The sequence below is a fragment of the Peribacillus simplex genome, assembly GCF_001578185.1.
Taxonomy (GTDB): domain Bacteria; phylum Bacillota; class Bacilli; order Bacillales; family DSM-1321; genus Peribacillus; species Peribacillus simplex_A.
Genome location: NZ_CP011008.1, coordinates 4,683,209 through 4,708,833, shown reverse-complemented (window position 1 = coordinate 4,708,833; position 25,625 = coordinate 4,683,209). Strand labels below are relative to the sequence as shown.

The 25,625-nt window shown below is 41.7% G+C and carries 18 protein-coding genes and 1 pseudogene; 12 read left to right on the top strand and 7 right to left on the bottom strand.

The features are described 5' to 3' along the window. The first annotated feature begins 145 nt into the window (after positions 1-145). The gene (locus tag UP17_RS22000) at positions 146-3,310 is read left to right on the top strand and encodes a S8 family peptidase (protein WP_061465302.1); all 3,165 of its coding nucleotides are present in this window, start codon (positions 146-148) and stop codon (positions 3,308-3,310) included. A gap of 1,167 nt (positions 3,311-4,477) precedes the next feature. Here UP17_RS22000 and UP17_RS21990 read toward each other — a convergent pair. The 3 genes from UP17_RS21990 to UP17_RS21980 form a co-directional block, all read right to left on the bottom strand. Then, positions 4,478-5,077: a hypothetical protein gene (locus tag UP17_RS21990; protein WP_061465300.1), complete on the bottom strand. Its 600-nt coding sequence runs from the start codon at positions 5,075-5,077 to the stop codon at positions 4,478-4,480. A 116-nt stretch (positions 5,078-5,193) separates the two neighbouring features. Next, positions 5,194-5,667 carry a spore coat protein gene (locus UP17_RS21985; protein WP_061465299.1) on the bottom strand — a complete coding sequence of 158 codons (474 nt, stop codon included), beginning with the start codon at positions 5,665-5,667 and terminating at the stop codon, positions 5,194-5,196. Positions 5,668-5,897: 230 nt separating this feature from the next. Beyond that, complete coding sequence (locus UP17_RS21980) at positions 5,898-6,800, bottom strand: glutamate biosynthesis transcriptional regulator GltC (RefSeq protein ID WP_061465298.1); 903 nt, start codon at positions 6,798-6,800, stop codon at positions 5,898-5,900. Positions 6,801-6,934: 134 nt separating this feature from the next. Here UP17_RS21980 and gltB point away from each other — a divergent pair, with 134 nt between their 5' ends. From gltB to UP17_RS29620, 4 genes are all read left to right on the top strand, one after another. Further along, positions 6,935-11,485, top strand: a complete 4,551-nt coding sequence (gltB, locus tag UP17_RS21975; protein ID WP_061465297.1) for a glutamate synthase large subunit — start codon at positions 6,935-6,937, stop codon at positions 11,483-11,485. 16 nt (positions 11,486-11,501) lie between these two features. Next, positions 11,502-12,983: a glutamate synthase small subunit gene (gene gltD / locus UP17_RS21970; RefSeq protein ID WP_061465296.1), complete on the top strand. Its 1,482-nt coding sequence runs from the start codon at positions 11,502-11,504 to the stop codon at positions 12,981-12,983. 141 nt (positions 12,984-13,124) lie between these two features. Beyond that, positions 13,125-14,576: an IS1182 family transposase gene (locus UP17_RS21965; RefSeq protein ID WP_061466006.1), complete on the top strand. Its 1,452-nt coding sequence runs from the start codon at positions 13,125-13,127 to the stop codon at positions 14,574-14,576. A 123-nt stretch (positions 14,577-14,699) separates the two neighbouring features. Further along, positions 14,700-15,071, top strand: a complete 372-nt coding sequence (locus UP17_RS29620; RefSeq protein WP_061465295.1) for a hypothetical protein — start codon at positions 14,700-14,702, stop codon at positions 15,069-15,071. Here UP17_RS29620 and UP17_RS21955 read toward each other — a convergent pair. Together UP17_RS21955 and UP17_RS21950 are read right to left on the bottom strand one after the other, a co-directional pair. After that, the gene (locus UP17_RS21955; RefSeq protein ID WP_061465294.1) at positions 15,052-15,687 is read right to left on the bottom strand and encodes a FusB/FusC family EF-G-binding protein; all 636 of its coding nucleotides are present in this window, start codon (positions 15,685-15,687) and stop codon (positions 15,052-15,054) included. The two genes, UP17_RS29620 and UP17_RS21955, sit on opposite strands and share 20 nt — an antisense overlap. A gap of 158 nt (positions 15,688-15,845) precedes the next feature. Continuing rightward, positions 15,846-16,109: a CD3324 family protein gene (locus UP17_RS21950; RefSeq protein ID WP_061465293.1), complete on the bottom strand. Its 264-nt coding sequence runs from the start codon at positions 16,107-16,109 to the stop codon at positions 15,846-15,848. Between the two features lie 348 nt (positions 16,110-16,457). Here UP17_RS21950 and UP17_RS21945 point away from each other — a divergent pair, with 348 nt between their 5' ends. After that, positions 16,458-17,102, top strand: coding sequence for an SDR family oxidoreductase (locus UP17_RS21945; RefSeq protein WP_061465292.1), 645 nt, complete (start codon positions 16,458-16,460; stop codon positions 17,100-17,102). 43 nt (positions 17,103-17,145) lie between these two features. Here UP17_RS21945 and UP17_RS21940 read toward each other — a convergent pair whose 3' ends face one another. Beyond that, positions 17,146-17,712: a sugar O-acetyltransferase gene (locus UP17_RS21940; protein ID WP_061465291.1), complete on the bottom strand. Its 567-nt coding sequence runs from the start codon at positions 17,710-17,712 to the stop codon at positions 17,146-17,148. A 373-nt stretch (positions 17,713-18,085) separates the two neighbouring features. Between UP17_RS21940 and brnQ the strand changes: the two genes are divergently transcribed. From brnQ to UP17_RS21920, 4 genes are all read left to right on the top strand, one after another. Beyond that, complete coding sequence (gene brnQ, locus UP17_RS21935; protein WP_061465290.1) at positions 18,086-19,417, top strand: branched-chain amino acid transport system II carrier protein; 1,332 nt, start codon at positions 18,086-18,088, stop codon at positions 19,415-19,417. Positions 19,418-19,770: 353 nt separating this feature from the next. Continuing rightward, the gene (locus UP17_RS21930) at positions 19,771-20,637 is read left to right on the top strand and encodes an ATP-binding protein (protein WP_061465289.1); all 867 of its coding nucleotides are present in this window, start codon (positions 19,771-19,773) and stop codon (positions 20,635-20,637) included. A 15-nt stretch (positions 20,638-20,652) separates the two neighbouring features. After that, positions 20,653-22,569 (top strand): vWA domain-containing protein, encoded by a 1,917-nt coding sequence (locus UP17_RS21925; RefSeq protein ID WP_061465288.1) that lies wholly within the window; start codon positions 20,653-20,655, stop codon positions 22,567-22,569. Between the two features lie 187 nt (positions 22,570-22,756). Next, on the top strand, positions 22,757-23,452 hold the full coding sequence (locus UP17_RS21920; protein WP_061466258.1) for a hypothetical protein: 696 nt from the start codon (positions 22,757-22,759) through the stop codon (positions 23,450-23,452). 51 nt (positions 23,453-23,503) lie between these two features. On the opposite strand, the gene UP17_RS21915 is transcribed toward UP17_RS21920, so the two are convergent. After that, the gene (locus UP17_RS21915) at positions 23,504-23,623 is read right to left on the bottom strand and encodes a DUF4023 family protein (protein WP_061465287.1); all 120 of its coding nucleotides are present in this window, start codon (positions 23,621-23,623) and stop codon (positions 23,504-23,506) included. A 97-nt stretch (positions 23,624-23,720) separates the two neighbouring features. On the opposite strand from UP17_RS21915, the pseudogene UP17_RS29040 reads away from it, so the two are divergent. Together UP17_RS29040 and UP17_RS21910 are read left to right on the top strand one after the other, a co-directional pair. Next, positions 23,721-23,914, top strand: a pseudogene (locus UP17_RS29040) (SDR family oxidoreductase); the annotation flags it as partial. Positions 23,915-24,245: 331 nt separating this feature from the next. After that, entirely contained in the window at positions 24,246-25,619 is a 1,374-nt protein-coding gene (locus UP17_RS21910) for a sensor histidine kinase (RefSeq protein ID WP_061465286.1), read from the top strand. The last annotated feature ends 6 nt before the right edge of the window (positions 25,620-25,625 follow it).

Below are 25,625 nucleotides of genomic sequence, written 5' to 3'. Positions count from 1 at the left end.
GTACATGAGAATCATTTTTCGGCTTGAAGGCCCAATATATCAAGTATTTGCCATAAAAAAGGTAAAAAATTGGTTGATAAAATTTTACAGTGTGATAGTTTGGTATAGTACTGTTATTTTTTAACCAATTATTGGAGGGGAAACTGTGAAATTTAAGAATGTGAGTCGATTTACGGCGTTTGTACTTATTTTTGCACTGATTATCAGCTTGATGGTTCCACTAAATTCTCAAGCTGCAACTGCAACACCTATTGAAAATGTTAAAACGATTAAAAATGGAGACAATTTGGACGGGAAGTTTGAAAAACCGGATGTTCAATGGTATCAAATCACCCCTACAAAAGAAGATATACAAAAATTCTCCCATGCTGAGTTCGAAGTCAATTCGGACAAAGTCTTGAATATTTCCGTATATCAAGATAAAGAAAAAGCAGAAAAAGATGAGAGCAATTATCTTGTCTCTTCTTATCCTGATGAAAAAGCTGTAGTCGATTTCCCATATGCTTGGGGAGGCACATATTACGTTAAAGTTGAATATTTCGGCGATACGGATGATGAGGGAAATCCCATCCCGGATGCTAAAAATGAAGCTGAATACTCCATCAATGCGCATTCAGTGACATTGCCGCCATCTTCTGGGGATGAAGAGATGGAATCGTGTTCAGTTGAACTAAGTGTAAAAGATAAGAAAACGGGAGAATCCATGTTGAAAACACTCCGCGTGTTTAGAGATGAAGTTCTCACGAAGTCATCTGAGGGGCGCTCCCTTTCCTCTTTATACTATAAGGCTTCCCCATTCCTGGCCATTCATCTGGCTGGTAATAAAACGGCCAGGGAAGCTGTCTATAATCACTTAGTCGTCATTAAGCCGCTTATTGAGGATCTTAATGAGAATGGAGCAAGCAGTACGGCAGTCATTAGCAACAAGCAGCAAGAAGCGATTAAAGCATTATTCAATAAGACAGCAGACGTCGCTCCAGCTGGATTGAAAAAAGAAATGAACAGCATAGCAAAGAAAATCAACCTTGATAAGCTTGCAGGTGAGAGAATCGTCGATATCGCAAGCAAAGCAGGAATTGAACTTCCAGCTTCGAAGAATATAAAGAACAAATATATTGTCAAACTTAAACCTGGGAAGTCATTAAGTTCAGTCCAATCCAAGGTAAAAGGAAAAGGATATGGAACATTATCGGCGGCACCTAAGCAACAAGAGGTACTGTATGATGATATGTACGTTGTAGAGTTAAACAATCAAGCTAAAATGAGCACAGCAGCTCTATCGAATATCGAGAAACTTCCAGAAGTGGAATATATCGAAGCGGTAAAAACGTACAAAGCACTTTCAGCCGATATTCAGTCACCGTATCAATGGTCTTTAAATAACGCCGGTGGTGAAGATGGCATAAAGGGAGCGGACATCGATAACGAAAAACTGCAGAACCTTATTAAGAAACGTAATTTAAAGGATACATTAGTAGCGGTTGTCGACACGGGTGTCGATGATTCACTGGCGGATTTGAAAGATACGGTTCGCATGGACTTAGGTAAGAATTTCATCGATAAGAAAGAAAATGCCGTTGATGACAATGGTCATGGTACACATGTATCCGGAATTATCGCTGCCAAAGCGGATAATGGGTACTCGATGCAAGGAATCAATCCAGTAGCTAAAATCATGCCTGTAAAGGTCTTGGATTCTTCAGGATCTGGAGACATGGAGAAAGTTGCATTAGGCATTAAATATGCCGTGGATCATGGAGCAAAGGTCATAAACCTTAGCTTGGGCGGAGAATATAGCAGAACGATTGAATATGCCTTGAAACATGCCGCTGCCAAGAATGTAATGGTTGTCGTAGCAAGCGGTAATGATGGGATGGAGGGTCTATCTTATCCTGCATCATCTAAATACGCCATATCCGTCGGTGCAACCAATGCCCTTGATTTAGTATCCGATTATTCCAATTATGGATCGAAATTGGACATGGTCGCTCCAGGGACAGGCATCCCGAGCCTTGTACCTAATGGAAATGTTACCTACATGGACGGTACATCAATGGCAACTCCCCATGTTGCGGCAGCTACAGCCTTGTTATTATCCGGAAACCCTGGGTTGAAAGTGAATGAGGTAAGGGAAATCCTTCATGAGACATCGGAATATGTTGCTTTTGAAGAAGAAGATAATGTAGACCCTTATGAGGACTATGAACCAGAAGATGGAGAAATCATAATACCAGAAGAAGAACTGCCTGTCGGAAAAGATTTAGTATCAGGATTTGGTAGACTGAATGCATATAGTGCACTTAGTGCAGTGGATTTACAAGCAAAAGTCAACCTTGTAATGGATACGCAAACAAAACTGACTGGTTCAGCTAAAAAAGGTTCGGTAATCGAAGTGAAAAACGGGAAGAAAACGCTCGGTAAAGCAACGGCTGCAGCTAACGGAGCGTTCACCGTTACTATTCCGGTCCAAAAAGCTGAGCAGCAGCTTACTGTGAATATCTCTGATTCTTCCAAACTAGCCGTATCTTCAATCAAAGTATTCGTGAATAAGGGTGCAACCCCTAACAAGCCAACTGTTAAAGCTCTAAGTGACAAAGATACGTATGTAATGGGTCAATCACAAGCGGACATGAAAATCACGATTAAAAATAGCGCAAAAAAAGTGATTGGTTCAGGTAACACGGACAGCAAAGGGAATTTCAAAGTGAAAATCAGCAAGCAAAAGGCTGGCACTAAACTTTCAGTCACAGCTACAGACTTAGCAAAACGTGAAAGCAAGGCGGCAACCGTGACTGTTCTCGATAAAACAGCTCCAGGTGCGCCAAAAGTGAATGAAGTAAGCGATAAAGCTACCTCAGTAACAGGTAAAGCGGAAATCGGTTCAATCGTAACCGTGAAGCACAACAATAAAAACATCGGAACGGCAACAGCTGATAAAAAGGGGAACTTCTCCATTAAAATCAGCAAGAAAAAAGCAGGGTCCGTATTATATGCCTCTGCAAAAGACAAAGCGGGCAATACAGGAAAAGCAGCAAAAGTAACGGTTAAAGATAAAACCGCTCCAGGTGCACCGAAAGTGAATGAAGTAAACGACAAAGCAACAAAAGTAACAGGTAAAGCGGAAATCGGTTCAACCGTAACCGTGAAGTACAATGATAAAAACATCGGAACGGCAAAAGCCGATAAAAATGGAAAATTCTCTGTTAAAATCAGCAAGAAAAAAGCAGGTTCTGCATTATACGTCTCAGCAAAAGATAAAGCTGGCAATACAGGAAAAGCAGCAAAAGTAACGGTTAAAAAATCTAAATAATAATTAGAGGTAAAGGCCGTTTAACTTACATGTTAAACGGCCTTTTTTGTATATGGCCCTTTAAAGCTTAATGTTGATTTTTTCATTAGGCTGTTTTCACATACTATGTTGCTATTTACCAGGTAGTGAGTTGTGGTTGATTTCCCCTCCAGAAGCTCGCTTTCCTTGGTGCGGGCGGTGAGCCTCCTCGGCGTAAACGCCTGTGGGGTCTCACCTGTCCCGCTGCTCCCGCAGGAGTCTCGCACTTCCGCTCCAATCAACCTTAAATAGTTTCGTTTTAAAAACAACAATCTTTACGAAACGAGCCTTTCATTAAGAAAAGGGACAAGTGAATATAGATTGTCACTTAGAGTTATTTAATTTCACCTATAAACCCAATTTCCCCTTCATAACTGTACCCATCTTCATTGTTTAATCCATTCTTTATATCCTGATATATGTGTTTCATTAGCTATAGATGATCCCCACTCTGTTTGATTGTTTCTTTCATCAGGTTTAAAGTGTCCATTTTTGATGTTCGTCAGTCCTATTGAAGAAAATATAGCTATGATTAATAGAGAGATAAACATAAAATGATTTTTACATAGTTTTTGTTCATTTGTTTTTTAATCTTGAGATAAGTAATCAAAGTCAGCTTCTTGAAAGGTAGGAAGTTGTTCTTTGATATTTAATTTTATTAAGATTTCTTGTACATAATTTCGAATAGTCAATATGTCAAAAGGAAAATCAAAAACAAACTCTTCTTCTACTTTTAAAGTATGTACATGATAAGAGCACTGATGTTTCATCCCTAAAAGATCTTCACTGTAGCTTAGTACGTCTTGATGATATAAGTCAGATAATTCGAAATTTGATAAAAGATAGCATCTATAAACTTATCTTCTACACTCTTTAGATTTTTATTTTTATCATGTATTAGTAAAAATGCATTTTGTTAATCAATCCTTTTCATATTTCATATTTAAAAAATAATAGCTTTCCACTGATTTGAAGTGTAAAACCAAAAGTAATACCTAGAGTAATAGTCAACAGTAATCATTATAGAACTCAATTGGAAATTTCATCGTGTTCTCTTTAATTCGTTTAATTTAGTTTTGCGTTTAATTTGAATGAAAAACAAACTGTGCAGGGCAAGTTCGATTCAACTTGTCTCCTGCACTTGTAAGCTCATTTAGTAAATTCACTTCTCAGAAGGTAGACGACATCGTATTCCTTTAACTCTTCCATATGACGATCCATGTCATTGAAAAAACCATTGGAAAGTGTATGTATTCCTTCATCTCGGCTTGAATAACAAATACTCGCCAACGCAAGCTTTTTTGTGTTGTTTATATTGAATTTACTAGGACTGCCCCAAACGCTGGAACCCTTTTCAGCAATGGTTTCAGGATAAGTGGCTGTATCCGTACCATCGTCGTTTTGAATGCTGATGTTGAACATCGATAGATTTTGGCCATCAACCGTTTTGGAAGTCGTAAAGATGATTGTCCCATTATCTTTGACGGCAGTTGTCATGCGTCCCATTTCAGGTGCGACAAGTTTACCAAATTCATATTTTTCGACCCAGACGGCCATCTTCTTATATGTATCATCAACATTGAAATCGACAAGAAAGAAATGTTCACTTGTATTCTCAAGGATGGCTTTTTCCCTTGCTGATAACTCAGGAACTGAAAGGGTATTCTCGGGTTTTGGATCATCAGCCTTACAGGCGGCTAAAGAAAATGAGAGCAGGAATATGATGATGGATAATATGATCTTTTTCATGTATTTCACCCCCTTGATAAAATTAATCCAATTAAACCCAATTATTAAATATTATAACATTTAAGAGTCGGAACGGGGTAAAAGGCAAGCGATCGGTGCGCTTACCTCTTTTGCATTTAGAATGGCTGTGAAAGAGCATTATTGGCAACATCCACGTCATTTTGAAGCAATTGGTTTAAGTTGTAAGCAGGATAGAGATTTCTTTCATAAAGGTAGTTGAAAATCTTGAAATGGATATCGATGGCTCCGTTTAAATGTTTAATAAATACCTTTCGAAGGGAAGGGGTGGCTGTTTCAGAAATGGCACCTGCATAATTTTTGATGGATGTTTTGGCAAGCCCCAGCAATTCTCCGGCAGTAGCGGCAGATGCTTCATCCCTTAATACATCGCCATCCAGGTCCGTCTTAGGTGTCAATGGGTAAAATTGCAGCAATTCCATAATGGTTTGCCTGTAAATCGTTTTTAGAATGGGGTCCTGTATTGTCGGATAGGCTTTTTTCAATTTAATAAGGGTAATGGACTGGGCTGCGACCAATTCATGAAGTTCCAGTGTTTCATGCCAAGCAAGATGTGAATGGGTGGGCTTCATATCAATTCCTCCTGTACAAATAATCTTGATACGTTATTCGAACAGTTGGCTATGGGTAAGTTGTCTAATGAAATCATTTATGGAAAAGGCCCTTCGCTCACATTCATAGTTTAAAAGGATTGCGCCCCTGGCTTCCATACGCTTTTTCCGGAAAGAGGGGCGGCTTTACCGTATTAATGCTGATGGGGCTGAATGCATGAAAGATGAATGGAACATTCTAAAACCATGATTTATTGGTATTGCTCGAGAACAGAGAAAAACTTTTTGGCAAATTGGTAGAAAAGTTCTTCCGATGGTGCCAATTCCCTGTTTTTTGGTGTGATGATGCCAACAGTCCGTTTGACTTCAGGGGTGTCGATCGGGATTTTGACAGTCAGTCTTGGAGTGACTTCATAAAAGGTGCTGTCAGGGAGCAGACTGACCCCAATTCCGGCTGATACGAGCCCTTTTATGGAATCCATGTCTTCACCTTCCGAGGTGATGTTCGGTGCGAAACCGGCTGCTTTGCATGCTTCGATAGCGATACTGTGAAGGATGTATCCTTTGGGAAACAAAACGAATGGATCATTTCGTAAATCACTTAGGCGCAGACTCTTCCTTTCCGCCAATGGGTGGGTTATGGGCAGCAAAGCGGAAATGTTTTCCGTGAACAGGATATGACCTTCGATATCTGGATCGTTTATCGGGATTGGTCCAAGAAAGGCTAATCCGATTTCGCGATTTTTGACGGCTTCCTTTAAAGAGGAATAAGATCCCTGTCTTAAGTGGAACCCGATATTCGGCTGCTCATCTTTAAAAGCGGAAATGACGGTAGGCAGCAAATGGGTGGAGAGGCTGGTCGGGAACCCGATTTTAATGGTTCCGTGTTCAGGGTCCAAAAATTCCTCAATTTGATATTTGGCATATTCTATCGCTTGTATAGCTGTTTTTGCATGAAATAGAAATATTTTACCAATTGGAGTTAACTGAATATTTCGGCCGGTTTTTTCAAATAAAAGAACGCCAAGCTCATCTTCCAATTTGGAGATTTGCCGGCTGACTGCTGATTGTGCAATATGCAGGTGCACTGCGGCTTCAGAGACGTGTTCTCTCTCGGCAACTTCAACGAAATAACGTAATTGTCGTAGTTCCATTTATTCATCCTCCTATCATTCATCTCAAATTGAGATAGATTCTATTAGAATTATATATTGTTTATATCGATTTGAAAACCTAGAATAAAATGTAAGTGACATACCGGTGTAAGAATACGATGGGGGCGATTAATATGACATACAATCAAATACCAAAAGCACAAGGGCTCTACCATCCTGAATTTGAACATGATGCATGTGGGATCGGGTTATATGCTCATTTAAAAGGGCTTGCTACACATGACATCGTCAAACAAGGACTGAAAATGCTGTGCCAATTAGATCATCGCGGCGGACAAGGCAGCGATCCCCTTACAGGAGATGGTGCAGGATTAATGGTGCAGATTCCTGATAGATATTTCAGGCTGGCATGCCCAGAGATGAACTTGCCGGCAAAAGGACGCTATGGAGTAGGCATGCTCTTTTTCTCTAACAACGATGATGAACGGAATGAAATAGAAGCTCGTTTGAATGCATTTATCGAACAAGAGGGCCAAACGCTATTAGGCTGGAGAACGGTTCCTGTTGATGCAACGAAAATCGGGGAGGTCGGCAAGGAGACATGTCCGACGATCCGCCAAGTATTCATCGGGGCAAGCGTTGGGCTGACAGATGATTTAGCTTTTGAGCGTAAATTGTTCATTATCAGAAAACAAGCTGAAAACTGGGCTCGTGAACGCGGCAATCGTTTTTATTTTGCCAGCCTTTCAAGTGCTACGATCGTATACAAAGGATTGTTGACACCAGAGCAGGTGGATGCTTTTTATCTTGACCTTCAACAGGAGGATTTCATTTCTGCTTTCGCTTTAGTGCATTCACGCTTCAGCACGAATACTTTTCCTAGTTGGGAACGGGCACATCCAAACCGTTACCTGATCCATAATGGCGAAATCAATACGCTTAGAGGTAATGTGAATTGGATGAAAGCACGTGAGCAGCAGTTTGTTTCAGAAGCATTCGGGGATGACCTGCAAAAGGTCCTGCCTATTTTGGATATAGACGGCAGTGATTCCTCGATTCTTGATAATGCACTTGAATTCTTCGTGCTTGCAGGGCGTAAGCCGGCACACGCGGCCATGATGCTCATTCCAGAACCGTGGACCGAAAACCCACATATGACGAAGGAAAAGAAGGCATTTTATGAATATCATAGCATGCTCATGGAGCCATGGGATGGTCCGACGGCCATATCCTTTACGAATGGCAAGCAAATCGGGGCCATCCTTGATCGAAATGGTTTAAGGCCGGCAAGGTATTATGTGACAAAAGATGATTACATCATTTTCTCCTCCGAAGTCGGCGTGATCGATGTGGAGCCGGAGAATGTATTATATAAAGATCGTTTAAGCCCAGGCAGAATGCTTTTAATAGATTTAGAGGAAGGCCGTATTGTTTCCGATGAAGAGATCAAGTCGGAAATGGCTCAGGAAAATCCATACCAGCAATGGCTGGACGAACAGCTTGTTCAATTACGTGACGAAGAACCTGTGCTTGAAGGGGAGCCATTGAGTGATTTGTTATTCAGGCAAAAAGCGTTTGGATACACGTATGAAGATGTCCAAAAATATCTACTGCCGGTCATTAACGAAGGCAAAGATCCACTGGGCAGCATGGGGAATGACATTCCGTTAGCGGTCTTATCCGATCGCCCGCAATCGCTCTTCAACTATTTCAAGCAATCCTTTGCCCAAGTTACCAACCCGCCAATCGATTCGCTTCGTGAACAGATCGTCACGTCAACGATGACATTTCTAGGTGCGGAAGGAGATTTGCTGAAACCGGATGAAACGAACAGCCGCCGCATTCAATTGGATTCACCTGTATTGACGCCAGGTCAAATGCAGCAGTTGAAAGAAAATGCCTTTCCGGAATTCAGAAGCAAAGTCATTCACACCTTATTTTCAGAAGATTTAGAGAATGGACTCGATCGCATCTGCCGTGAAGCGGAACAAGCGATCGCTGATGGTGTCAGCCTCTTGATATTATCTGACAAGGATATGGGCAAAGAAAAGGCTGCGATTCCTTCCCTGCTGGCTGCAAGCTCCCTTCATCAAGAGCTGATCCGTCATGGGAACCGTACGAAAGTGAGCATTATCGTTGAATCGGGGGAAGTAAGGGAAGTCCATCATTACGCATCCCTGATCGGGTATGGAGTGGATGCGATTTACCCGTACCTTGCTTATGAAACATATAAGCAGGCTGTATTGGAAGGCAGTTTAGCCATCAGCTACGAAGAAACGGTAAGGAAGTATGTACGATCGTTGACAGAAGGCATCGTAAAGGTGATGTCGAAAATGGGCATTTCCACGATTCAAAGTTATCGCGGCGCACAAATTTTCGAAGCGGTCGGAATCGGTGCTGATGTAATCGAACGTTATTTCAGCGGTACGGCATCGCAGCTTAGTGGGATCGATTTGGAAACGATAGCGGAAGAAGCGTTGATTCGCCATAGGAAGGCTGCAGCTGATTCGTATGATCAAACTCTTGAAAGCGGCAGTGATTTTCAATGGAGAAAAACAGGGGAACATCATGCTTTCAATCCTAAAACGATCCATACACTGCAATGGGCCTGCCGGAAAGGCGATTATAATTTATTTAAGCAATATTCAAACTTGGCGAATGAAGAGAGACTTGGTTTTTTACGGAATTTATTTTCGTTCGATCAAAAGCGCCAAAGCATTTCAATAGATGAAGTGGAATCCGTGGAATCCATCGTCAGCCGATTCAAAACGGGCGCTATGTCATTCGGTTCATTGAGTCAGGAAGCACATGAAACACTTGCGATTGCAATGAACCGTTTAGGCGGAAAAAGCAATAGCGGTGAAGGCGGGGAACACCCTAGCCGTTACCAAGTTGATGAAAACGGTGATAATCGCCGCAGCGGGATTAAACAAATTGCGTCCGGTCGTTTTGGAGTGAAAAGCCATTACCTTGTAAATGCCGATGAACTTCAAATTAAAATGGCGCAAGGTGCAAAGCCAGGTGAAGGCGGCCAGCTGCCGGGTAACAAAGTATATCCTTGGGTCGCAGAGGTCCGTGGTTCCACACCAGGTGTCGGCCTGATTTCACCGCCTCCGCATCATGATATCTATTCGATTGAAGATCTGGCACAGCTGATCCATGATTTGAAAAATGCGAATCGTGATGCCAGGATCAGCGTCAAGCTTGTATCAAAAGCAGGCGTAGGCACGATTGCAGCCGGTGTGGCCAAAGGAGCCGCGGATGTTATCGTTATCAGCGGGTATGATGGCGGAACTGGCGCTTCACCAAAAACAAGTATCAAACATACCGGTCTTCCTTGGGAGCTGGGCCTTGCCGAAGCACACCAAACATTGATGCTGAATGGCCTGCGCAGCCGTGTCGTCCTTGAAACGGACGGAAAGTTAATGACGGGGCGCGATGTGGTCATGGCAGCCATCCTTGGTGCGGAGGAGTTCGGTTTTGCTACGGCACCGCTTGTGGTCCTTGGCTGTGTCATGATGCGTGCTTGCCATTTGGATACATGTCCAGTGGGGGTAGCTACTCAAAACCCTGAGCTTCGCAGCAAATTCACTGGAGATCCGGAGCATGTCGTGAATTTCATGCGCTTCATCGCTGAGGAAGTCCGGGAAACGATGGCTGAGCTTGGTTTTAGAACACTAGAGGAAATGGTCGGCCGCACTGATGTTTTACAAGTGAGCGAGCGGGCACAAAACCATTGGAAAGCGAAGCATCTGGACTTGACGACACTTCTTTTTCAACCGGAGGGAATACGTACGTATCAACTTCCTCAAAACCATAAAATCGAAGAATCCTTGGATATCCGTGAGATTTTACCTGTGGTGCAGCCTGCTTTAAAAGATCAAACCCAGGTGGATGTCAGCTTCCCGATTACAAACGTGAACCGTGTGGTCGGAACGATTGTCGGCAGTGAAGTATCCAAACGTTATGGGGAATTCGGCTTGCCAGAAGATACCATCACACTTCGTTTTACGGGATCGGCAGGCCAGAGCTTCGGTGCGTTCATTCCAAAAGGGATGTCGATGTATTTGACAGGTGATGTCAATGACTACGTTGGGAAAGGCTTATCTGGCGGAAAGATCATTGTCACGGCACCTGCAGGCAATCAGATTGAGGCCGGGGACAATGTAATTGCCGGAAATATCGCCTTATACGGCGGAACAAGCGGCGAGGCCTACATTAATGGCCGTGCGGGAGAACGATTTGCGGTACGGAACAGTGGAGTCAACGTCGTCGTTGAAGGAATTGGGGACCATGGCTGTGAGTATATGACAGGCGGACGCGTGGTCATTCTGGGCGACGTCGGCAAAAACTTTGCGGCAGGCATGTCAGGCGGCATCGCTTATGTACTTGCTGATGATGCAGAAGAATTCAAGGCATTATGCAATGGTGAAATGATAGAATTCGAGACGCTTGATGATATGGATGATGCAAACGAGGTAAAAGAAATGCTTTACAGCCACGTTCATTATACAGAAAGTGCAAAAGCATCGTATGTACTGGAGAACTGGGCGGATTTCGCTAAGAAATTCGTAAAAGTCATTCCGAAAGATTACAAACGGATGATCAAAAGCATCAATGAGCAGAAGCGTGCAGGGCTAACTGATGAAGAAGCGATCATGAGTGCATTTCAAGCAAATGCCGTTCAAGATAAAAAAACCACTAAACAAGCTGTGATGCAGTAAGGAAGGGGAGAGAAAGATGGGAAAAGCAACAGGATTTATGGATTACCCGCGAGAAAAACCAAAAGACCGGAATCCTCTCACTCGTTTAAGCGACTGGAGAGAATATACAGCTCCTTTCTCTGATGAAAAGTTAAGTACACAGGGAGCGCGGTGTATGGACTGCGCCACCCCTTTCTGCCATATGGGCATGGAATTGAACCGGGTCACAACAGGCTGTCCGATTCATAATCTGATCCCGGAGTGGAATGATTTGGTGTACCGCGGCAGATGGAAAGAAGCATTGGACCGTTTATCGAAAACGAATAATTTTCCTGAATTCACCGGGCGCGTCTGCCCTGCCCCTTGTGAAGGGTCTTGTACGGTAGCGATAAGCGATCCTGCCGTTACCATCAAGAACATTGAACGGACCATCATCGACAAAGGATTTGAAAATGGCTGGATTACACCTCGCATCCCTGAAAGCAGGACTGGCAAGAAAATTGCCATCATCGGTTCAGGCCCGGCAGGATTGGCGAGTGCCGACCAGTTGAATCAAGCAGGTCATTCGGTCACGGTTTATGAGCGCTCAGACCGTGCAGGAGGGCTGTTGACATACGGCATCCCGAACATGAAACTTGAAAAGGATGTCGTTGCACGCCGAATCAAATTATTGACCCAGGAAGGCATCGATTTCATTACCAATACAGAAGTGGGAAAAGATATTTCAGCCGAAGAACTGCAAAATCAATACGATGCAGTCATCCTATGCACAGGTGCCCAAAAGCAGCGTGACCTGGAAATTGAAGGTCGCGGGGCATCAGGCATTCACCTTGCAATGGATTACTTGACTACATCGACTAAAAGCCTATTGGACTCCAATTTTGAAGACGGCAAGTTTTTAGACACTAAGGGGAAGGACGTCATCGTCATCGGCGGCGGGGATACAGGAGCTGACTGTGTCGCGACGGCCCTTCGCCAGGAATGTAAGAGCGTCGTACAATTCGGGAAGCATCCAATCCTTCCGACGGCCCGTACATCAGATAATATGTGGCCTGCCTACCCGAATGTATTTTCCCTTGAATATGCATATGAAGAAGCGGAAGCGAAATTTGGTGAAGATCCGCGTCAATATTCAATCCAAACAAAGAAAATCGTAGCCGATGAAAATGGCAATGTTAAAGAACTGCACACAATCTCCATGGAAAAAATCAAAGGCGATAATGGAATATACATTTTCAGGGAAGTTCCGGGAACTGAAAAAGTATGGCCTGCACAATTCGTTTTCATTGCAATCGGATTTGAAGGGACTGAACAGCCGCTTTTAACTCAATTTGGCGTTGAAACAGTCAATCAAAAAATTGATGCCGTCTATGGCGAATACAGAACGAATGTCGAAGGCGTTTTCGCCGCCGGAGATGCAAGAAGAGGGCAAAGCCTCATCGTTTGGGCGATCAATGAAGGCCGTGAAGTAGCACGTGAAGTGGACCGCTACCTGATGGGCGCAACGGTATTGCCTTAATAGAAAAAAGAAGTGCCATATGGGAGGGCACTGAAAAAGTCCCTTCGGGCCAATAGAGGTAGATTTTCTCAGTTTATTCTGAGGAAATCTACCTTTTTTTGTTTTATAATCAAAGGTAATAAATTTATGTGGGTGATTACGATGATTCAAAAACAAACGTCTATGGTTTTTAGTCCATATATGGCCATTTATGATGTAGTGGTTCCAAAGGATAACATGTTACGCAAGATCAATGAACTTATTGACTTTTCTTTTGTGTTGGAAGAATTGAGGGACAACTACTGTCTTCATAACGGTAGGAATGCTGTCGATCCAATACGTATGTTTAAATATTTGCTGCTCAAGACCATTCATGACCTATCAGATGTGGATATAGTTGAGCGTTCCAGGTATGACATGTCCTTTAAATATTTCCTCGGCATTGCTCCAGAAGATCCAGTTATTGACCCTAGCTCCTTAACGAAATTTCGAAAGCTCCGTTTAAAAGACATAAACCTTTTGGATATGCTCATTCATAAAACCGTTGAGATTGCGATTGAAAAGGAAATCATTAAAAACAAAACGATTATTGTGGATGCCACCCACACGAAAGCCAGATACAATCATAAGACTCCAAAAGAAATATTGATGGACCAATCTAAAGGATTAAGAAAAGTAATCTATTCGATAGATGAAGAGATGAAAAATAAATTCCCATCCAAAACCACTACTGATGTATTGCAGGATGAAATTACTTATTGCCAGAAGCTCATCGAGGTAGTGGAAACAGAAGAGCGTATCACCCAATATCCAAAGGTAAAAGAGCAGTTAAATCTATTAAAGGAAACGGTATCCGATGATATCGAACAGTTAAGGATCTCCAAAGACCAAGATGCCAAGATTGGCCACAAGAGTGCTGACTCTTCTTTCTTTGGATACAAAACACATATTGCGATGAGTGAGGAACGAATCATTACAGCTGCGACTATCACTACAGGTGAAAAAACGGACGGTAAAGAATTAAAGGCATTAATTGAAAAGAGCACGGCTGCCGGTATGGTGATTGAGACCGTGATTGGCGATACAGCTTACTCAGAGAAGGGAAATATTGAATACAGTGAAGAAAATAACATTAAACTAGTCGCAAAATTGAATCCTTCTGTTACACAGGGATTCCGGAAGAAGGAAGAGGAATTTCAATTTAATAAGGATGCAGGAATGTACGTTTGTAAGGCTGGGCATTTGGCTATCAGGAAAGCTCGCCAGGGCAAAAAAGATGTAGCGACGAATCAAACAGATACCTATTACTTCGATATAGAAAAGTGTAAGATTTGTCCCTTAAAAGAGGGCTGTTATAAAGAAGGAGCGAAAAGCAAGACCTATTCTGTCAGTATTAAATCCAATGAACATACAGAACAGGCTACATTCCAGGAAAGTGAGTATTTTAAAGAAAAATCAAAAGAACGTTATAAAATAGAAGCGAAAAACAGTGAATTGAAACACAGACACGGGTATGATGTTGCAAAATCCTCGGGTCTACTTGGCATGGAATTACAAGGAGCAATGGCTATTTTCACCGTTAACTTGAAAAGAATATTGAAATTAATGGCCTAAAAAAGTGACACACAGAAGCAAAAAAAGACGATTTCCATTCAAGTGTCGAATGAGAATTGTCTTTTTTTTAGTTTGATTTACCGTACTAGTTAGAAAAACGTGAGTTTTTCAGCAGCCTCCCATATGGTGCTTCTTTTTTTTATTGTGGGAAAAGTGGAATTCACGAGTAAAACGCCGAAACTCACGAGTAAATGGCCGAAACTCACGAGTAAATGGCCGAAACTCACGAGTAAATGGCCGAAACTCACGAGTAAATGGCCGAAACTCACGAGTAAAACGCCGAAACTCACGAGTAAATGGCCGAAACTCACGAGTAAAACGCCGAAATTCACGAGTAAATGGCCGAAACTCACGAGTAAAACGCCGAAATTCACGAGTAAAACGCCGAAATTCACGAGTAAAACGCCGAAACTCACGAGTAAACGCCCAAACTCGAAAAAGCAATCCTTCACCATTAAAGGATTGCTTTTTCGTACTATTTCAAGCGCTCGATGAAATCATTCATTTTATCTAAAGTGGTTATGTTCTGGTTGCATTTCATACTATCCAGGCAAATATAATTCCCTTTTTTTATGAATGTCCCTTGGACGGTTCCTTTTGTTTCGGACATGAACATCCCTATTTCTTCAAAGCGACTGCAAATGGCACAGATTCCTTTTTTGTTGGTTGGTTTAATGGTTCCGTGCAATCCTGTGAGTTTATTATGATGGTGTGCAATGATGAATTTCTTTCCGGATCCGCCATCATCCCATCCCAAATATGAAATCTCTCTCAAATCCATGTTTTCCAACAAAGGCGCTTTTAATTTCTTTGCCTTAGGAAATAATTTTTTTATCGTTTTTTCGGTTACTTCTTTAAATGGGATCACAAATGGCTTTACCTGTAAGAGAAAGACTTCGGCTTGTGCGGGATCTTTAATGGTATCCACTGGATCCAGCAGTTGTTTTTGCTCTTCGCTCAAGTCATTGAATAAGCTTAATACTCGTTCTTTTGCGACTGTTTTCAGGGTGTGGATCACATCCTTATCGTTGGCGGTCGCGTGTCCATTTATGAGAATCTGTGTTTGTGATTTAATGAAGTTATACTGCTCGCTTCTGATAAAAGGTTCCATTTTCTTCACTCCTGTTTCTGTTGCGCGATACTTGTCACATGATACCGTTTCTCTTTACTTTACAGAAAACATATCTGCTTTAAAAGGGGGAAAACGACTAAGAAACATACTCGGCATACAAATAGCACTGATATCATTATCAGTGCTCACATGCAATCCTATTTGGAATAAACGATTTTCTTGATGGTTTCCGCGGATAGAAAATATTCCTCGGCTAATTGATGGATGCTATGACCGTCTTTGAATGCATATTTTATAGTGGCATTTCGGTCATCGATCAGTTCCCTTGATCCCGAACGGGTTCCCCATTTGTGATGGGCCTTTTCAGGTTTAGGGATATATATGGTTTCACCTTGCACATACTTTTGAATTTCAACGATCAGCTTTTCAGGCAAAACGGCCGTCGCTTTTACATATTTCATTTCTGCCAGCCCCTTATTCTTTTTTAAGAATGAAATAAGGTGCAAAGCCAAATATTAGAAATGATAAGTCGGGCGATTAAGTTTAGCTTAATTTAACCCCATGCAAAGTATCGCCTCCAATACTAGGCTTTGCATGAGACGCTGCAGAAGGTGGCATTAATATTCTTATTGCCATCATTACACCTCCCCTTTATGTCCCTAAAGAACACGTATTGTCATTATTATAAAATATATATGGGTGGTTGCCAAACTTTTTCCAATGTATGACGGGCTGATTGTTTGAAAATGAGCTGTGTACATGAAATAATTTGAACTGTAACCAAACTAACCATTATGGGAGCTGACTTTATGAAAGTATTCGTAGTTGGGGCAAATGGGCAGATCGGTAAACACCTGGTAGATCTATTAAAAGATAGCCCGGATCATAGTGTAAGGGCAATGATTCGTAAAGAAGAACAAAGGCAACATTTTGAGAAAAATGGAATCGAATCTGCAGTCGTCAGCTTAACGGGCTCAGTGGATGAGATTGCGAATGCGGCAAAAGGCTGTGATGCCATCGTATTTACAGCGGGATCCGGAGGAAGCACCGGAGCTGATCAAACGCTTTTGATTGATCTGGATGGTGCTGTTAAAACGATTGAAGCGGCAGAAAATTTGGGAATCGACCGATTCATCATGGTGAGTGCTTTTCAGGCCAATAATCGCGAAAACTGGAATGAAGCCATCAAACCGTATTATGTGGCCAAGCACTATTCGGATAGGGCATTGTTACATAGCGATTTAATATTTACCATCATTCGGCCTGGCGGACTGGTGAACGAACCGGGAACGGGCAAAGTGACTGCCGCTGAAGAATTGGAAAGGGGTTCGATTTCACGGGAAGATGTGGCTCGAACGATTTTTGCGTCATTGACCGAGGAAAATACCTACAAGCGTTCTTTCGATTTAATCTCTGGGGATACTGTGATTGCGGAAGCATTGAGGAATATTTAATGGACAATTGGAGGCAGGGCCACTCAGGGTCGAGTGAGCTCTGCTATTCAATTCCTTCAATTTGCTTGATGACCTTCGCTGGGTTTCCAGCGACAACAACGCCACCAGGAACATCTTTTGTTACGACGGCCCCTGAAGCGACGACGGAATGACCCCCAATTGTAACGCCAGGATTGATGATTGCCCTTCCGCCAATCCATACATGATCCCCTATCGTAACCGGCTTTCCATATTCCACTCCAGAACAGCGTTCGAAGGGATCCAGCGGATGTGTGGCAGTATAGATATGCACCCCGGGAGCCAACATGCAGTCCCTGCCAAATTTCACCTCACAAACATCCAAAATGACACAATCGAAATTGGCATAAAAGTTTTCACCGACAGTAATGTTATATCCATAGTCACAGCGAAAAGTGGGTTCAATATATATATTTGTTCCAATGGAACCGAAAAGCTGTTTCAGCAGTGAGGTTCGTTCATCCCCTTCGTTTTCGGTTGTCTGATTGTATAACCGGGTTAACTTTCTCGCATTTTCCCTATCCCTTATTAATTCCGGATCAGCAGCCATATAAGGTTCCCCGTTCACCATCTTTTCTTTTTCAGTAATCATATTTCCTTCTCCTTTTTTCTTGTATTTATATAGATATTTATATAGAATTAATAAATATCTGAATATTAAAACATTTTATTCGCAAAATAAATTGCAGTACTTTTTACTCAAATTTTCTGCTGAATCTAATTGCCTCACTCATTTTCATAAAAAGAAGTAAGAAAAGAAAGATTTTTCCGAATAATTAATGAAATAGTTTTGACAAACGTTCCATCGGATTTTATAGTTAGGAGAGTTATGTATAATTCATAGTTTCATGTAAGTACATGTTAACAGATAAGTAGAATAGACAGAAGTTCATTTAACCTTTATCGGAAATTGATGGACAACTCTTTTCTTCGTTTAAGAGAATTAAAACAATGGAGGCCTCATTATGTCACAGAAAGCACCACTTTCTTTTGTTATTGTTACAGGATTAATGCTTTTCGCTTTATTTTTTGGTGCAGGAAACTTAATTTTCCCTGCCATGCTCGGTCAATCCGCTGGGACCAATTTATGGTCGGCTAGTTTAGGATTCATCATTACTGGGGTTGGATTGCCATTCATTACAATATTGGCATTTGGTTTTTCAGGCAAAAATGATGTCCAATCGCTTGCAAGCAGGGCACACCCGATGTTCGGCATCATTTTCACGGTCGTTCTTTATTTATCATTGGGACCGCTTTTCGCTCTTCCGAGAACGGGGAGTGTATCTTACGAAATAGGGATTAAACCTTTCCTTTCCAATGACGTCGGTTTTTTACCATTGCTGGTATTCACGATCATATACTTTGGAATTGCCTGTTTATTATCGATCAATCCATCAAAAATGCTGGATGTTGTCGGAAAAATATTAACACCGTTATTATTGATTTTCATCGGGATCCTCATTGTGGTCGCAATTATTAACCCAATGGGTGAAATCCAGTCACCATTGGCAAATTATTCAGATAATTCTTTCTTTAAGGGATTTAAAGAAGGATATTTGACAATGGATACATTGGCTGGATTTGCTTTTGGAATCATTATCATTAATGTAATCAAAGAAAAGGGAATCACTTCAAGAAAAGAAGTGCTAGGCTTCTGCATAAAAGCCGGCTTAATAGCCGCTTCCTTATTGGTGATCGTTTATACGGCCTTGACTTATGTCGGGGCGACAAGTGTGGAAAAACTGGGTCACCTGGATAATGGCGGAGACGTTTTGGCTCAAGCCTCACATCATTTTTTCGGACCGGCCGGTGCAGTGTTGTTGGGATTGATTGTTATCGCAGCATGCCTAACTACAAGCATTGGGTTGATAACGGCTTGTTCTACGTACTTCAATAAAATACTGCCTTTTATTTCGTATAAATCATTTGTCGTCATCTTCTCCGTTTTTAGTGCGGCTGTTGCCAATGTAGGTTTGACCAAGCTCATTTCCATTACGGTGCCTGTGTTAACGGTGCTTTACCCCGTGGCGATCGTTTTGATTGTGCTAACGTTCTTCCATTCCTTTTTCAAAGGGAAATCGGAGGTTTACTTAGTAAGCTTGTTATTAACGGCCATCATCAGCATAATGGATGGATTAATGGCATCAGGGATTAAAATGGAAACTGTTTCGGACCTTTTCAAACAATACCTTCCACTATATAGTGTAGGGGTAGGGTGGGTGATTCCTGCTATAATCGGCGGTTTATTGGGCTATATGATAAGCCTGATGAAAAGGGACCCTGAGGAAGCCTATTAAGGTCTTCATTAACTATATGAGAATGAACTTGAAATCATGAAAGGTGCTGTCTTGATGACAGCTATTCAGACGGTAGGCAAACTCGATAATAATTGAGTTTGCCTACCGTTTTTTTGAGGGTCTGTTGATTGGAACGTAGGGCACTCGCTTTCCGCGGGAGGTCCGCCCTCCGTGCCTTTGCACCTGTGGTCTCCCTTTGACGCGCTTTTCCCGCAGAAGTCGCGCACACCCTTTCCATTCAGCTGAACGTTTTTTCTACAGACTGGAGCTGTCTTGATGACAGCTCTTTTCCTTAGTGTTTGTTTTTAATGGGAAAGAGCCTTAAAATGTTCAGAAAGGGGTGTAGGAACAAAATGATTAATCGATTACCAATAGAAATCGCAAATATATTACAAGCAAGCAAAAAGAATCCTGCTCAATTTGAGGAATTGATAAGGAGCGGCGGATATCTGCCTCCCGAGATGGAGTTGATGATAGATGCCATTACGGCCTTGAGCATGGGGAAGAATATCCTTTTGAAGGGTCCGACAGGGGCTGGAAAGACAAAGTTTGCCGAGACATTATCGAATCTATTCAACCAGCCAATGTTCAGTGTCAACTGCTCAGTCGACTTGGATGCAGAAAGCTTATTGGGCTTCAAGACGCTGGCTTACAAAGAGGAAAAACAAGTGATAGAATTCGTACCTGGACCAGTGACCAATTCGATGAATCACGGTCACTTCTTATATATAGATGAAATCAACATGGCAAAACCGGAGACTCTGCCGCTTATCAATGGTGTGCTTGATTACAGAAGGACGATAACGAATCCGTTCACGAATGAAGTGATAACGGCAAAAGAGGGCTTTAATGTGATTGCTGCAATCAACGAAGGGTATGTCGGGACAGTGCCGCTGAACGAAGCGCTAAAAAATAGGTTTGTCATCATTGAAGTTCCTTATATCGAAGGGGAGCAGTTAAAGCAATTGATAGAAACCAATACAAAGCTGAAGGACCCAAGAAGTATTGATTTGTTCGTTAAACTGTCGAGTGATTTGATAAATGCCGTGAATCAAGGGAAGGTGGCTGAAGATGCGGCGTCGATCAGGGCTTTGCTCGATGCTTGCGATCTGAGTGTATTGATCCCGCCGAAACGGGCGATCCTACGTTCCATTGTGGATAAGTTGGACGAGGAACGGGAGCGTGAGTTCGTGAAGAACTTGGCTGATACATTATTCTAACTAGGAGAATGCCTCATGAAGTATATCCGGTTCAATGATTCAATAATAGATACGGCACTTTTTTTACAGCTTCAGGATCTCTCGACTGTTTTATCCGGCATTCCTGAGCTGGAATTCGAATACAATTATGGCTCCTTCATTGATCTGATCGAGAATAAGGTCACTGCCAGCCACTTTTGGGAAAATGGCAATAAGGAAGTGAAGGAAGCAGGGCTGAAAACGGACGTGCTTCTTAGAACGATAGGCACGCTGCATCATACAACAATCCGGAGCATGAAGGAGTACCAGGACATCATCGGGGAAAGTTCGCTTCCGAAGTTTGCAGCCCAATTATTCGCTATATTGGAAGACTTGCGGTTGGAAGAATTGGTGAAGAAAGAAAGGCCAGGCACGAAAAAATGGTTTTCGGTAAGGAGGGCTTACCTTAAACAATATTTCGAAAGCCAATTAGCAACGAATGTCACAAGAAGTTTTGCACTGGATGAATTATACTGCCTCATATATTTACTGCTTCAATCCGACAGGCCGGACCCGATTTTCCCCAGGGCCAATGTACGGCAGCTGGAAGAACTGGAGAAAATCAAACCGTTCATCCATTCCGTCTTTGAAGCCACTAACACCAGTGATATCACGAGGATTTGTGAGCAAATCGTATTTCGTGTGAACGATGAGTACAAGGATACAATGAATGAATATTTCATCTTCCCAATTGCAAATGTGGAGAAGTATACAGCAAATACCTTATTTGATGAACTGACTAGAAATGATGATCTGTTGAACGATGATACAGAAGATGTAGACGAAGAAAAAAGTGAGTTCATTGATGAAAAGTTCTCGACTTGGCATCGAGAGAATAAGAACGGCGAGAATAATTCGACCTTTCTTCAATTTGAATTGGAGCAAGGAACGAAAACAAGTTTGATGGGCGGAGGTGCGCGTGAAGCGGAAGATGCCGACCAAGCACTGGCTTCGATCCAGGGTTCATCAGGGGAAAGTCAACAAAAGGAATACAATCAGCAAGAAACGCTGGAGAAGAAACAAACCAATATGGGCAAAAGCGGTGAACATCCATTTGGTGAAGAAAATAAAGACGTCGTTCAGGTAATCAAAGAAGCCAAAATACCAACACTTACTGAGGAGAAGCGCTATCGCGAGTTTGTTGCCGATATCGAACCATTTAAGAGAAAACTCTCCAGTACAATTGAAAAGACATTGGAAAATAAAAAGAATGCACCAAGAAAAGATTTGGTTTTTGGTCGTTTATCGAAAAAATTACTGCCGCTTGTACTTGAAGAAAATCCAAGGGTCTTTTATAAAAAGAACCAGGATTCAAATGAAATGGATGCCGTATTCACATTGCTTATCGATTGCTCGGCTTCAATGCATAACAAGATGGATGAAACGAAACGGGGGGTCGTCCTGTTTCATGAAGTGCTGAAAAAATTAAGGATCCCCCACTCAATCGTAGGTTTTTGGGAAGATGCAAATGAAGTGAGAGAAGGATATCAGCCGAATTATTTCCATGTAATCCAGTCCCATTCCGATTCTTTTTATCTGAATTCAGGAGCGAAAATCATGCAGCTTGAACCGGAGGAAGACAACCGGGACGGATACAGTATAAGGGTGGCCACAATGGAATTGGAAAAGAGACGTGAAAAAAACCGTTTCTTGCTCGTATTTTCCGATGGTGAGCCGGCAGCTGCCGATTATGATCAAAATGGAATAGTCGATACACATCTGGCCGTATCAGAAGCAAGGAAAAAAGGAATAGAAGTAATAGGCCTGTTTTTAGCGGATGGCAGCGTAGATGAAAGTGAAGAAATGACGATGAAAAACATCTATGGCAAAGAACGGTTAATGATTCCGAGTGTAGCTGAATTACCCGAACAATTTACACCGCTGTTAAAAAAACTACTGCTGAAGACCATTTGATATGAAACATAATAATAATGAAATTGGAAGTTATGATAGTTCCTGATTGATAAATTAATAAACGCAGTAGGATTCAGATTTGGATCTTACTGTGTTTTTTTTGTTTGTCATGCCGGTTCTTCGCAGTAAGTGAATGATTTCTTTGACGGGATTGGGGTAAACCATAGATGAGGAAGTGATCATTTTGATGAATTTAGTGTTTATGCTACTTTATTTTATAATTATTGTTCTTGTTATTGAAATATCGGTTACCTTGCTGAAATTGACTGGATTAAAAAGCACTGTAGCAAGATTTCAGGTTATCTCCATGCTTACAGGTACCGGTTTTACAACTGACGAGTCAAAATCCATTATTGATCATCCCGTTCGAAGGAAAATAAGCATGTTTTTAATTTTATTTGGTGCCTTCTCACTTGCTGTCATCATTTCATCGATTAGTACATTGCTTACAGATGACCTTCGTTTGATGGAGTTAAGCATCATTATTGGAATATTGGTGGTTTTAGCCATTTTTGTGAAAACTCCGTTCCTGAATAATAGAATATCGAATAAGATGCGCAGTGAGATGTACAATCATTATGAATTATGGGAACATCCGATAGAAGAGGTCCTATTTTTAGAAGATGAAGACGTGGTCATGGAGATTGATATTTATGAGGACTCCGAATTCATTGATGTCAAAGTGTTTGATGTCATACCACATGGTGCGGACATCAATATTTTATTTATTGAAAGCGGAGAAGTGAAAATCAGGAAAGAGTTATATGAGTATAAAATTAAATTAGGGGATAACCTCTTTTTATATGGAAATAAAAAGGAGATAGAAGACACATTTTCAAAAGAAATCGAAGTGATGAAGAAGAAAAAAAGTACACCGGAATGAAAAAAATCCCTGCCTTAATATAAGGCGGGGATTTTTTGGTGATGGGCTTCATTAATGTTTTTTATTCGGTAATTTCTGCGCGGGGTTGCCGTTACCTTGGCGGCGAAAATTGCCTTCTTCCTTTTTTTGCTGCTCTTGAATGCTCTCAACAAATTCCTTTGAACTTTTCATGGAATGGACCTCCTCCGTTATTTTCTTCTTTACTATAACCAAAAGAGTTGAAAATCATGAGTATGGAAGGGGACATTCTTCGCTTATCAACAAGGCTTCGATCAATGCAATTGCTCCAGGACCGGTTAACACAGAGTTGTTTATGTAGGGCCGTAAATTGAAGGGATGAAAAAAATGAATGCCTCCGGACGTTTAGGTGAAACGAATGACATTGCCAATGTGGTTTCATTTTTAGTGAGTAAACAAACCCAATGGGTTACGGGTCAGACGAGTAGGGTAACTGGCGTTTAATTTATTCAATTAAAGCAACGTAATGATGAAAGTTGCTCTAGTATTTCTTTCATTTGAATTTGACCATTCCATTGAATTGTTTGAGCGATGATAAAAAAGCGCCAGATAAGAGGAACCGGATAAAAAACAAGGGCAGGTAAAAGCGGATTCATTTTTGCCAGGCGCCCCTGCTAATGCAATGGTGGCCATGAAATTGAATACTATTTAAATATCGTTATCTAATGTTAGGATACATAACATTTGAATATTTCGAATATTGACAAAAATAAGGGCGATAACTATAATAATCAATAATAATATCCATGAATAAACGTTTATTGGGGTTTTGCCTATGGAACGGACAACTGCTGTCCGAGAATTATGTGAGATGCATACTCACTTACTGGACAAGGATATTCAAACTCTTGAAAACTTGTCTGCGAATTTATCGTTGATAGCCAATTTGAATAAAGCGAATGTCTTTATTGATTGTCCGGTGCTTGAAGGGAAGCATGCCATAGTCGTGGCAGAGGCAAGCGCACATTCCGTAAAATCGGTTTATGATCATCCGGTTGTCGGGAAATTTGCCTATGAGGCTTTTGAGCCGGCAGTATTTTATGTATTGCGGACCGGAAAGGACATGTTCGTGAATCGCGCATTGACTCAAGAGGGAGCGATGGTGGAGCAAAGTGTCGTTCCGGTCAAAGGGGAATGCAATCGGGTCATAGCCGTTTTGATCATGGAGAAGGTGATTCAAGAAGAACCTGAAACGTTTAATCAGTTTGGAAGGCAAGATCAACAAAATTCCTTAGTTCCCGAATTTATCGAAGAGTCCATTTTCCTGATTAATAGCCAGAACCGACTTGTCTATACGAATCCCGCCGCCATTAATTTAGTAACGGAAATATGTTTGACCGACTGTGTGTTAGGGGACTCCATTTTAAATTATTTTCCAGGCTTTGCCGATGTTCTTGCTTCAAAAGAAGAGATTTTAATGATGGAACTGAACATTGGTAAAAAGATTTTCCAAATAAGGAAGTTCCATTTAGGCAACAAGAATGCCAATGAAACGTTCATCATCATCCGGGATCTGACTGAACTGCGGGATAAAGAGAGAGAGCTGATTAGCAAGTCAGTAGCCATTCGTGAAATTCATCATAGGGTGAAGAATAATTTGCAGACTGTTGCCAGTTTACTTCGGCTGCAAATGAGGATAGGGGCCCCTGAAGAAAGCAAGCCCCATTTATTGGTCAGTTTGAACCGGGTGTTAAGCATATCGTCGGTTTATGAAATCATTTTGGCAAGCAGCCATGTCGACCACGTGGATTTATTGGAGCTCATTAAGAAAATAGGAGATATGATTGTTTGTACGGAGGATCATGCCCGTAATGTCATAAGCATTGAATATTCGGGGGAGCTTCATTCCATTGATTCCGACATCGGCATTTCCGTCGCGCTGGTGGTGAATGAGCTCATTCATAATTGTGTGAAGCATGCTTTCATGGAAGGGACGGATGGGAAGATTACCGTATGCTTTCACAAGGATGGTTCTGAATTGGAGATTCAAGTTAAGGATGATGGCATCGGATATTCGCCGGCAGTGAAACCTTCTTTGGGACTGGATATCATCCGTATGACAGTGGAAAATGATTTGGAAGGGGAGTTTTCTATTCGCCAGATTAAAGGTGGTACCCTGGCTTCTGTAAGATTTCCATACAAGAGGTAGGTGGGA